Genomic DNA, 12,680 nt, shown 5'->3' on the forward strand with positions numbered 1-12,680 from the left:
CACCGTACTACTCCAGCGTCAGGACTTTTATCTCCGTCCGGCGGTTTTGCTGGTGCTGTTCTTCCGAGCAGTCGACCCCATCGGCGCACTTGTTGAGCAGCTCATCTTCGCCGTAGCCTTTCGCAATCATTCGTTTCGGCGCAATACCTTTCGACTTGAGGTAGACCGTAGCTGCCTTTGCCCGATTGGCCGAGAGCTTGCGGTTATACGGCGCCGTGGCCCGGCTGTCGGTATGCGACCGCATCTCGATTTTCATACCGGGGTACTTCTTCATCAACGCTACAACCTTGTCCAGTTCCTTGGCCGCATCGGGGCGGATCGTGGCTTTGTTGAGGTCGTAATAAATGTTATCGATCCGGATTACGTCGCCTTTCCGAAACATGAGAATGTCGGTCGAGCCGGAGCCGTCCTTGTCGATGCGGCTGCCCGCTGTTCCCATGCGTTCTTTGATGGCTTCGATGGCGTAATCACAGCCGGGGGTTACCGTGAACCCATAGCTGCCGTCGGCCCCCGTGATAACCTGTTGCGACGTACCATCGCATTCGCTGACGAGAATGACCTTCGCGCCCTCGATAGGGGTGTTATCGGCCTGCGTGAGCACCCGGCCGCGTACCGACGTTGGCCCCAGGGCGGCTGGTTTGGCTTCTTCGGTTGGTTTGGCGAGCGCGATGTCCAGCCGCGACGGTTTATCGTCGGCAAGGTCTTTGGTCGAGAACCCCACTTTGTTAGCCAGATAGCCTTCGCGGCTCACCAGAAACTGAAAGTTGTTGTCAATGTCCAGACAAAGCCGAACCAGGCCGTTGGCGTCGGTTTTCAAGTCGCGCTGCCGGGCGCTGCCCACCTGATCGTCGACGTGCAGGGGCGTGTCGGCCAGGGGTTCTTTGGTCTGGGCGTCAAATACGCTGATCGTCAACTGGCGGCAGGGATAGAGCGAGCCTTCGCGCGTGAACCGGTACAGGTCGTCGTCGCTGCCCCCGTTTTTCCGGTTGCTGCTGAAATACCCCGCCTTCCGGTCGCCGTCGGTCACGATACCGAAGTCATCTTTGGGAGAATTCAGCGGTTCGCCCAGGTTTTGCACCGATTTTACCTGCTGGCCGTCGTTACCCAGCTGGGCGAAGAAAATATCGAGTTCACCCAGACCAGGTCGCCCGTCCGACGAAAAGTAAAGGTTACCTTTTTCATCGACGAACGGGAAGAGTTCGTTGCCTTTTGAGTTCACGTCCTTGCCGAGGTTAACCGGCTCCAGCCATTTGCCATCCCCCCATTTCGCTACGTAGATATCGGTTCCACCGAAGCCCCCCGGCCGGTCGGACGCAAAATACAGCAGCTGATCCGGCTGGCCGTTTGGTCCTTTGCCTAATGCCGGGTGTCCGGACGAGAACTCGTCGCTGTTGAACGGCAGTTCCTCGGCTTCGCTCCAGACGCCGTTGGTCTGCGTGGCCGTGTATAGTTTCAGTTTATTAACGCCGTCTTTACTCTTGCCGTAGTGGCCGTTGTTGTAATTATTACGCGTAAAAATCACCCGGGCGCCGTCTTTTGAGAAGGTTGCCGGCCCTTCGTGATAGCGCGTATTCAGCGACTTCTGGAAGCGCTCCGACTGGCCAACCGGCCGATCGTCGTAGCTCTGGAACTGGTTTACGTTGTTGCCCCCGTAGAAACCCACCGTTCGCGAATCGTTGGCTGTCAGGGCGGTATACTCATCACCGCCCAGGTTCGGTTTAGGAGCGAGCGTCCGGGTTTTGCGTTTCGCTGTCCTTGGGGTGCCGGTCGTGGTCACCCTACCGCGCAAAGCATCGGCTTCGGGCATGAAGTACAGATCCAGAAACGGACCGTTTTTAGAGTCGATCACCTTTTTGGAGCCCTTGCTGCCGCCCGAGGCCGACACAAACACCAGCCCATTGCCGTAGAGCATCGGGCTGAATTCGGCCTTACGGGTGTTGATCGTCAGGAACTCAACTTTGTAGGTAGTGGCCTTCTTGCTCAGCGCGTCTGCCTCCCGATACAGCCGGGAGTAAGGCATCGCCTGCTGGTCGGCCGGCACCAGGGTGTTGTACTTTCCGAACGCTTCCTGTGCCTCGCGAAACTTGCCGTTTGCCGCCAGCGACTGCGCGTAGTACAGATAGGCCGGGGCGTGTTCGGCGGGCAGGTCGCCCATGCCCATCAGTTCACGGTACACCCGTTCGGCGTTTTTGGTATCGCGCTGCTGGTGGTAGCTGAAGCCCAGCTTGGCCAGGGCCGCCCGGCGTTCCGTTTCTGGCAGCGCCGGGGTGTTTTTCAGCGCCTGTTCATACAAATCTATAGCACTGGCGTAGGCCAGCTGATCGAACTGCCGATCGGCCTGGTTGGTCAGCGATTGCCCCAGGAGCGGGCTTAGACCGCAGGCGAGTAGCGCAGACAGGAATAAAAAACGTACCATTCGCAAAATGATTAGGTAACAGATTTATAGCCAAAACGAAAAGGTACACCCTCCGGGACGAAGCCAGGGAAGTGTACCTTATCAATAGCAAATACTGCGCCGAAAACGTAGAGGTAGTTTATCCTTCAGGGGTTTGGGTAAAGTGCAGCACCATTAGAAATACCGGGGCGTCAGGATGCGATTCTTGCCGAACCCAAATTCGTAACGCAGCATGATCTCGTGCGAGCTGGGCGCTACGGTCCGGAAGTTGTTCATCGTATAGTCGTAGGCGTAACCGAAGCGGAACTGATCCGACAACTGCACCTCTACCATGCCCACGATGGCATCGGTGCTGTAGTTGGTCCAGGTTGAGAACTGGTTGCGCCGGAACGACGTACCGATGGCGATCCGGTCGGCAAACCAGAAATTGATGTTTCCATCAAAACCCAGCGGAGCCCCTTCGGCGTACTTGACCAGCAGCGACGGTTTCATTTTCACGGCCGGACTTAGGCCTACCACGAAACCGGCCGTCAGATACCCATGGCGACGCTGCACGGCCCGTAGACTGCCCGAATCAAATTCGCCCAGCTTGTTCTTGATCAGCCTCGGCACCGATACTCCCAGATACGACTTATCATTGCTGATGTAAATGCCTGTACCGAAGTTCGGCAGTACTTTACTAACGTTGCTGGCAAACGCCGGGTCGATCTGACCGGAGCCATCGGGCGTTGTCCGGACCTCCGACAGGTTCACCTGGTAGCTCGACGCGCCCCCTTGCAGACCCAGCGCCAGGGTAGAGCGGTCGCCCACCTTGATCCGGAAGGCGTAGGAAGCAAAGCCGCCGGCCTCCTGAAATACCCCGATTCTGTCGCCGTAGAGCTGTAAACCAACGCCGACCCGCTCCCGGTTCAGGGGCATATCGATCGTGAATGTGGCCGTTTGCGGGGCACCTTCCACGCCGGTCCACTGGTTGCGGTAGAGGGCCGACATGCTGAGGACATCACGGCTGCCCGCATAGGCCGGGTTGAGCGCCATCATGTTGAACATGTACTGCGAAAACATCTTGTCCTGCTGCGCCCGGACCGTGCCACTGCCGGCCACGAAGGCCAGCAGCAGCGTAATTGCCCAAAACTTGGTTGAAAGCTGGTTTGACATTGGTATTATCGGTTAATCGTCATGAATCTCACAAACTTGCGGCCATCACTCAGCTTGACGACGTAGTAGTACGTTCCATCCGGCAGACCGTTCGCATCCGCATTGACCAGGACTCCCGTGTTTGGCTTGCCATCCCAGTCGTTCTGGTAATCATCGTTCCTGTACACTGAGTGACCCCAGCGGTTGAACACTTCCAGGCTAACTGTCAGCCCGGTCGTTCCGCGAATCACGAACTGGTCGTTGATACCGTCGCCGTTTGGCGAGAAACCTTCCGGTATGAACACCGTCGAGAATACGGCCGGCAGAATCAGCGGAGTGGCTTCGCCTTCGTTCACATCGGTCGGATCACTGTTGCCGTTCAGGTCAGGCTCCAGACCGTTGGTCGATACGTCCATCACGGTACCCGCTTTGGCATTGGCCCGGGCGTATACCGAGTTCAGGAACGTGGTCGTCCGGCCATCGGTCGTTACGTTAAGGGTCAGCAGCAGCGTATCTACTTTACCCGCAGCCAGCGTACTCGTGCTGTCGCCCAGCACCAGTCTCGAATCACCGCTACCGTCGAAGGCCGGGTTGACCTTCAGGGCGCTGCCCGTCGAGATGATCACCGGCGCACCGATGATGGTGTAGCTGGCTCCCGTTGTGCTGTTAAACACCTTCTGCAGCGTATCGCTCAGGGTTACGTGCGTCAGCGTTTCCGGACCGAAGTTCTTCACTACGATCTGGTAAACGACCCTGTAGCTGCCATCCGACTGGCGAACCGTATCGCGGACGGCCATGGCCACCCCAATGCGGGCATCCGTCGTGAGGTTGTCGAGTGAAACCGGCGTCGGTACGCTGTTGTTGCGCGGATCGAGGTCGTTGTCCGGGTCGTAGTTGTTGCCAACCGTCGACGTATCGGATACCATCGTGCCATCGCCTGTTTCGGCCGTCGCGTAGGCTGTGTTGTAGAACGTCAGGGTACTGGCGCTTCTCACATCTACCCGAACCATGAAGTTCAGGCTGCGGCTGGCTCCGGCCGTCAACGTACTCGTCGAGTCGATCAGCATTTTCGTGATCAGTCCCTGACCAGTGTAGTTAAAGTCGGCGGTCAGACCCATACCTGCCGATACGGAAATCTGATTGCTTACGATCAGCGCTCCATTGCCGAAGGTCTGCGAGAGGTTGTCTACCACCTGAATCTTACGGAGATCAACCGTACCGCAGTTCTTCAGCGTGATCGTGTACGGTACGTCGTAGACACCGTTTTCGACCAGGATCGGTTTGCCAACCGCCTTAGCAACACCCAGCAGAGCGTCCGGCAAGTCGAACCGCACCGCCGTCATGACTGAACCGGCCGGGAATGGATTGATTCCATTGTTCGACAGATCCGTTACCGTCTGGCTTGAATCGGCCACTGAACCCTGCGCCACCACACTCGTGTAGAACGGTCCACCGTTGCCATTGGGCCTGATGTTCACCGTGATCAGCACTGAATCCAGTTCGCCCACGTTCAGTTTACTACCCGGTGCCAGCAGATTTGGCTCGCCGACGCCGTTGTAGCCTGGGTTCGGCACCAGGTTGCTGCCCGTCCGGATCACCGGCGACCCAACCACCGAGAAGGCAGCCGGCTGGGTGAAGGCCCGCGCCAGGCTATCGGTCAGTTGCACACCGTACAGCGGTACGTCACCGAAGTTTCTCACCGTCGTTTTATACGTTACGTTGTAGCTGCTGTCGGCCTGTTTCTCGACCTTCACCACGGCCAGGGCTACGCCGATGCTCGGACCCGACTGCGGGATGAGCAGCGTAAATGACGCCGGGCTGGTGTTGTTGGTCGGGTTACCGTCGCCATCCGGGTCAGCATCGCCACCGTTCGTCGACAGGTCCTCAACCTTCGTCGTATCGCTCATGGCGCAGGCGTAGGCGTAGTTGTCGAACGCACGGGTCGTGTCGCCGGCGATACGCTTCACCTTCACGTCGAGGAAGAACGTCTGTGTGCTGCCCGGCAGCAGGTAGCTGCTCGGCTCAAGCATGTTCACCGTCGGATCAGTACCGGTAAAGGTCGCGTTCGCCACCAGCGTTGAAGCCGGGTCGTTGATCCGTATGCCCACCGAGTCGACTTTGTTGATCCGGAAGGAATACGCCAGATCGTCTGTCACTTTCACGTGGTGCAGCGTATCGGCACCGTAGTTCGTCACCTTGAAGGCGTAGGTCACCCGGAAGCTCGAATCGCTGTCGGCCATCGGGGTTCCCACCACCGCCTTCGCCAGACCGATGTAGCTCGGTGCACTGGCCGACGTGTCGGTTACGGTTACGCTCGATGTGTTGTTGGTCAGGTTCGTATCGGTCTGGTCGAGATACGTGATCTCGGCCGTGTTGACGATCTGCCCTTTAGCCCGAACCTGCGCCCGGAACGTAATCGTATCGGAAGCGCCGGGCTGCAGGCTGTCGATCCGGGCCGTGATCACACCACCCGAGATGGTATAGCCACTGGCCGGACCACCGATCCAACCCACTTCCAGACCCGTTGGCAGCACGTCGCGCACATCGATATTCTTCGCGGTTTTAGCCCCTTCGTTTTTCACGAGGAGAGTGTAAGTCACCGTCTCACCAAACGTCACGGCCTGCTTGTCGGCGAGTTTCGTGATGCTCACGTCGGTCGACACTGTATCAGCTGCGCAGTTGATGATGCGTACCTCCACCTTGGCTGGGGCGCTGTAGCAGCCCGTTTCTGTTTTCTGGAATACGTAGTAGGTACCCGCGCCCACCGAATCCGGCCGCATCACGACGTCGGACGTCAGCGATGCACCGATGCGGTACTCGTAGGTGCTTCCCGTTGCCGTTGTCGAGATCGCGTTGGCCAGGTTCACCTGATTAGCCGGGCAGGTATTCCGCAGGTTCACCGCCAGCGGGGCCGGCATTGACGCGGCTACGTTCACTGCCACATCGGCGGATGGTACCGAGCTGCAACCGCCCTGATCCATCAGCTGGACGCTGTAGTCACCGCTGCTCTTCACCACGATGCGCTGTGTTGTCGCTTTGTTGCTCCACAGGTACCCCGCAGCCCCGGCAGGCGCTTCAAGAATCACCGAGTCACCGTAGCAGAGTACCGGCGAACCAACCACTTTCACCAGCGGTACGGTCTTGCTGCCGTTGATGGTCAGTACCATCTGATCGGTAGCAACCGGGCAGCTTGCGTTGTTCGTGCTCACCGACATGGTCAGCGTTACCTTACCGGCCATTACGTCTTCGACGCTGGCGGTGTAGGTTGCCGTTGGCGAGTAAGCGTTATCGAACGTACCGGTACCACTCGTTGTCCAGTGGGCTATCTTACCGGCGCCACCCATCACACCCGCCAGCTTGTAGGTCTTGGCGGCACAGAGTGTGGCATCGGCACCCGCACTGGCCGTAGCCGGGTTAGTCGAGTTACACGGCGTCACTTCGGTGCACGGTGTGATCTGTACGTGGATCATGGCCGGCAGACTGAGGCAACCCGTTACGCTGCGCTCGACGACGTAGTAGGTACCCGTACCCACTGCGCCCGGATTCAGCACGCGCGACTCCGGCGTCAGGGCTTCGCTGGTGTAGAACTCGAAGGCTCCACCCGATGTCAGCGGCTTACCAACGGCCGTGGTCAGATCAACCGTGTTGAACGGACAGGTGTTGGTTTTGTCGATAGCCTGCGGCACCGGCACTTTCGGACCTACCGCCAGGCTGATTGCGTTCGACGCGCCACTCTTGCAGTTGTTCGACGTGCAGCAGAAGGCCATCAGCGTCGTAGACATAGCAGGCGATACGGTGATCGAAGCGCCCACCTGGTTGTTCGACCAGGTTACGTAGCTGCCTGATGGGCAACCCTGCGCTACCAGCGTGATCGGCGAACCGAAGCAAACCGTTGTGCTCGCTACGTTCGGGCTGCCGGCAATGGCGATGGTCGGTGCGTTCGGCAGGCCAACCTTCACGGTGCAAACCGGTGAGAAGTCGCTGGCGCACTGGCCGACGATGCACTGCACGCGGTATTCGGTATCAGCCGTCGGCGAAACAGTGATGCTCGCCGTGGTGTCGCCCGTTGACCAGAGCAGTCGGCCACCGTCGCAGCCTCGTGCCGTCAGCGTCGCCGATTCGTTGGCGCAGATGGTCGGCTTGTTGCAAACCACCGTCGGAACGGCCGGCGTACCCAGGATGGCGTCGCCCATGTTCGAGTACTGACTCGTGCAGCCGTTGATGGTGCAGGTTGCCATTACCCAGACGTCGCTGTACACCGTTTTCTGAATTACAGCGCCCTCGCTACCGTCAGACCATTTTACGATGCCATTCTCGCAGCCATCGGCGCGGAATGTTACCGTGGTGCCGTAGCAGACCGTGAACGGCTGCGATGGCGTGACAACCGGCGGAGCTACGAAGTTGACTCTCACTTTCGCGCCGGTGGTATCGAGGTCCGCGCAGATCTGCTTGTCGGCGATCAGCGTCAGGACATCCTCAGCCGTCGTCAGACCCGGCTTGATCAGGCTCAGATCCAGGTAGTTCTTATCCGACGGGCTGGCGTTGTACACCAGCGTATGGATGGTGTAGTCGGCAGCCTGACCCGGCACCGTGAATTTCGGTTCCAGACTCGTCTGCTCAATTACCTGATTCGTGCCTTTCGTCAGGACGAAGACCGTCGTGAAGCTGTTCGGCACAACCAGACCACCGTTCGGCGTAGCTGCGATCATGACCGGCTTACCATCCGATGCGCAGACACCCGGGTTAGCGGCTACCAGCGTACCCGCGTCGGCCGTGCAGTCGCCCTGCTGACGTATCGTCACGCGGACGGACGGATCGCTCAGGCAATTGTTCACCTGGCACTGGGCGTAGTAGGTCTGCGTACCTTCCGGTATCACCTGAATCGACGCACCGCGGTTGCTGCCGTTCAATCCATTCGATGACCAGAGAATTACCCCACCCGTACAGCCGGTTGCCGACAGTGTGATGGTATCGCCCGGGGTGTATTCGGTTTTCGAAGCCGACACCACCGGTACCGGTACCGGTATCACCGTGATCGTGTACGTCTGCGACGTGTCGCTGGTGCAGAATCCATCCTTGCAGTACACGGTGTACGAAGTCGTTACGTTCGGTGTTACCGTGATCGTTCTCGTCAGCTCACCCGTGCTCCACATCGGCGTACCCTGGCAGTTGGTTACCGTCAGCGTCACTTCTTCACCCGGGCAAATGGTATCCGTGCTGCAGACTACCGATGGGGTCGGAGTCGGCGTTACGTTAATCTTAATCGTGTTCGACTTACCGCTGCCGCATTGTGCACCGGTCGGCTTACAGATCGCGTAGAACTCGCTGTTGTTGATCGTCGCCGTTACCGATACCACCGGTCCGGTCTGACCATCCGACCACTGAACCGTTCCGGTGCAGCCGGTTGCCGTCAGCGATACGACCTGACCGTTGCAGGCCGATGTCGACGAGGCCGTTACCGTCGGCGGTGTACCGGTCGTGTTGACGGTCACGCGCACTTTGTTCGACGCTTCGCTGTTGCAGGCACCTACCTGGCAGGTTGCGAAGTATTCCTTCGTTTCGCCCGGGTAAATGTCGATGCTGGCTCCAATCTTATTGTCGACGTTCCAGCGAACCGTACCGTCGCAGCCTTCGGCCGTCAGCGTTACCTTCTCACCGCTGCAGATCAGCGTCTTGTTCGCGCTGATGATCGGAGCCGATGGTGTCAGCACCGTAATCGGCAGTGACTTCGACGGATCGCTCAGGCATTCGTTCACGCGGCACTGTGCGTAGTAGCTGATGTTCGACTGCGGGTACACCGTGATGCTGGCTCCCGTCTGCTGGTTGCTCCAGAGCACCGTACCTTCGCAGCCTACGGCCGTCAGGACCACTTTAGCACCCACGCACACGGAGTCGGCACTGGCGGTAATGGTCGGCACTTTCGGCGTGATGATGCCAATCGTGTAGACCTTCGACCGCGGGCTGACACAGGTACCTTTCTTGCAGATCACCGTGTAGCTGTTGTTGCCAACCGTCGGCGTCACTACGATCGAAGCCGTTGTGTCGCCCGTGCTCCAGAGTGGCGTACCCTCGCAGTTGTTCACCGTCAGGGTCAGCGTCTCGCCGGGGCAGACAGCCGTTGCGCTGCATACCACCGTCGGTGTCGGCAGGTTGCCTACGTTGATCACCTTCTGAGCCGGTGCGCTTACGCAGTTGTTCAGGCGGCACTGAGCCGTGTAGGTTGTCTTCGTTGTCGGGTTGACCGTGATGCTGGCCCCCGTCTGCGAGCCTTCTGACCAGATGATCGTACCGCCCTCGCAGCCCGTCGCCGTCAGCACTACCGCGCCACCCGGGCATACCGTTTCGGTGCTGGCAGTGATGGTCGGCACCTGCGGATCGAGCACCCGAATCGTAATCGTGTTCGAAGCCGCGCTGATGCACTGACCCACTACGCAGCTCGCCGAGTAGGCCGTTGTCACCGTCGGGGTTACGTTGATTGTTGCCCCCGTCTGACCATCCGACCAGCGTACCGTACCGGCACAGTTCCCGGCGGTCAGCGTAGCACGGCCACCTTTGCAGATTTCCGTCGTAGCGCAGGCAATGACCGGCGGCTGTACGGTGCACGCAGCCGGATTGATCGTCACCGACGACGTATCGTTTTCTATGATATTCAGATCATTATCCGGGCTGCTCACCGTTGCCAGGTTCCTGATCGGACCACCCGCGTTGATCGTCGCTTCGAGCAACAGGCTGCGGTCTGATCCGGCGTTCAGCGTACCAACGGTCCAGACACCCGTCGCCGGGTTGTACTGAGCACCCGCGGTCGATGTCACGAAGGTCAGCGCAGCCGGCAGTTTATCCGTTACGATGACGTTGCTGGCAGCAACCGGCCCGTTGTTTTTCACCATGACCGAGTAGGTCACTTTCTGACCCAGTTGATACGGTCCGGGCGTTACGATCTGCTTCACCACCGCCAGATCAGCCAGGCACTGGCCAACCGTTACGGTCACCGACGAACGAGTCGCGCTTGTGCAGCCCGTTGCCAGGCTGACGGCTTCGGCGAAGTACACGGTCGTGGTGGTCGGGGTTACGACCAGTTTGCCTGCGCTTTCGGTCGAGCCAACCAGCTTACCCGTCTGATCGTACCAGTTGATACGTGATCCCGGTGCAAAGGCAATCAGCTTGGTACTGCTGCCCTGGCAGATCAGCGAATCGTCGCAGGCTACACCCACCGGTGCATCCGGGCGCTTGTTGATCTGCAGCATCAGCGATGCAATCGCAGCGTTACATACACCCGCCGGATCGTTGGTAGTGGCCGTGATCATTACCATACCATTAGCGCTATCCGCAGCCGACGGCGTGTAGGTTGTCGTCAGGCTCGTCGGGCTACTGAAGGTACCCGTACCGTTCGACGTCCAGGTTACGCTGGTTGCCGAGCCACCTATCGTTGCCGTCAGCGATACGACCTCGCCGGCGCAGATCGCTTTGTTGGGACCAACCGATACCGTAGCCGGGTTTGTACACTGCTCCGGTGTGATTACGATCGGCGATGTGCTCTGGTCATCTTCATTATCAACGTCGTTACCCGGCGTCGAATCGTTATCCTGCGGTGGCAGATCGTCGAGAATCGTATCATCGTCGGCCTGCGTGATTTCCGCTACGTTGCTTACACTGGTTCCCGTGAAGTCCGGATCCAGTATCAGCGTAATGTTCACTGTTGTATCCCGACCAGCGGCCAGCGGTCCGGCCAGCGTGAGACTCGCCGTGTTGTTCGGCCCGGCTGTCCAGTCGGCGTCGGCCAGGGTCAGGCTCGCCGGGATGTAGTCAGTTACCTGCACGCGGTACGCCGGTACGTTACCCTGGTTGATTACCCGGATCGAGTACGTCAGGGTATCACCGGCCCGAATTGGCTGTGGCTGCGAAGCCGCCAGCTGCTTAACGAGCGCCAGGTCAAAGATCGGCACCAGTTTGACACCGGCATCGACGGTCAGGTCGCTCTGCCCAGCTACCAGCGTATACGTCTGCGTACGGCCGGTTACCAGATCAGCATCCGAGTCGGTCGCATCAGGACCCTGGTTCGGCGAGGTCAGTGTGTACCCCGTCGGCAGCGTTGCCGTTCCGAAGACTACGTAGTACTGACCCGGCTGCAGTCCGCTGAACAGGTACTTACCGTTCGCGTCGGTTGCCGTTGTCGAAATTACGGCATTCGTGATGGCATTGTAGAGCGAGACAGACACACCCTGAACACCTGGTTCGCCGGTATCCTGCTGCCCATTGCCATTATTATCGTACCAGACAAAGTCGCCCAGGCTTGCAAATTGACCTATCGGTACGACTACCGCGTCCTGGTCATCTTCACCTGCGTCGTTGTTGTCAAAGTCAGAATCCACATCCGTCGGTGGCGCGTTGCCCGCGATCGTGTCGTTGTCGGCACTGGTCAGTTCTGCTACGTTGGTCAGGCTGCTGCCTACAAACGTTGCCGAGATCTGAGCGGTCAGGGTCAGACTCACTGAGCTGCCCGGCAGGATCGGCCCTGCCACACTGGCCACGGCCGTGTTGCCTGCCCCAGCTGTGAAGCTACCACCGGCCGTCAGGCTCATACCATCTGGCAAGCGGTCAGTTACCTGTACGCGGTAAGCCGGTTGGTTACCCTGGTTAGCCACCGTCAGCACGAAGCTTACAGAACCACCAGGCAGTATACCAGCGGTAGTCGAAACCACCTTAGTCAAAGCCAGGTCAAACACTGGCGCCGGGATGATACCCGCATCCACCGTCAGGTTGCTTTGATTAGCTACTAAGGTATAGCTACCCGTACGCCCATCTACACCGGCATCACTGTCGGTCGTATCATTGCCTACGTTGGCCTGCGTCAGGACAAAGCCTTGTGGCAGACTAGCCGTATCAAAGACAATATAGTACTGACCTGGTTGCAGATCCGTGAATAAGTACGTACCGGCACCGTTCGTCACCGTAGTAGACACAATTGCATTGGTCAGTGCGTTGTAGAGGCTTACCGTTACGTTCGGAACACCAGCTTCACCTAGGTCCTGCTGGCCGTTGGCGTTGCTGTCCTCGAAGACCAGATCACCCAGGCTCGCCGTCAGCGGAGCAAAGCCCGCATCGACCGTGGTCAGACTCTGACCCGAGGTCAGGGTGATGTTGCTCACCACCC

The 12,680-nt window shown here is 58.9% G+C and carries 3 protein-coding genes; all 3 read right to left on the reverse strand.

The window, feature by feature from the left end; all coding sequences use genetic code 11:
• Nucleotides 1-7 precede the first annotated feature (7 nt).
• The 3 genes from DYU11_RS26965 to DYU11_RS26975 all read right to left on the reverse strand — a co-directional run bounded on the left by DYU11_RS26965 (nucleotide 8) and on the right by DYU11_RS26975 (nucleotide 12,675).
• The gene (locus DYU11_RS26965) at nucleotides 8-2,416 is read right to left on the reverse strand and encodes an OmpA family protein (protein ID WP_119670838.1); all 2,409 of its coding nucleotides are present in this window, start codon (nucleotides 2,414-2,416) and stop codon (nucleotides 8-10) included.
• A gap of 153 nt (nucleotides 2,417-2,569) precedes the next feature.
• Nucleotides 2,570-3,550, reverse strand: coding sequence for a PorP/SprF family type IX secretion system membrane protein (locus tag DYU11_RS26970; protein ID WP_119670839.1), 981 nt, complete (start codon nucleotides 3,548-3,550; stop codon nucleotides 2,570-2,572).
• A 5-nt stretch (nucleotides 3,551-3,555) separates the two neighbouring features.
• Complete coding sequence (locus DYU11_RS26975; RefSeq protein WP_229366066.1) at nucleotides 3,556-12,675, reverse strand: SdrD B-like domain-containing protein; 9,120 nt, start codon at nucleotides 12,673-12,675, stop codon at nucleotides 3,556-3,558.
• Nucleotides 12,676-12,680 lie beyond the last annotated feature (5 nt).

This window comes from Fibrisoma montanum, assembly GCF_003583365.1.
GTDB classification, from domain to species: Bacteria; Bacteroidota; Bacteroidia; order Cytophagales; family Spirosomataceae; genus Fibrisoma; species Fibrisoma montanum.

Bases quoted from the DNA above. Each gene is read 5' to 3' on its own strand.
- DYU11_RS26965 (WP_119670838.1), bottom strand. From the start codon at position 2,416: ATGGTACGTTTTTTATTCCTGTCTGCGCTACTCGCCTGCGGTCTAAGC.
- DYU11_RS26970 (WP_119670839.1), bottom strand. From the start codon at position 3,550: ATGTCAAACCAGCTTTCAACCAAGTTTTGGGCAATTACGCTGCTGCTG.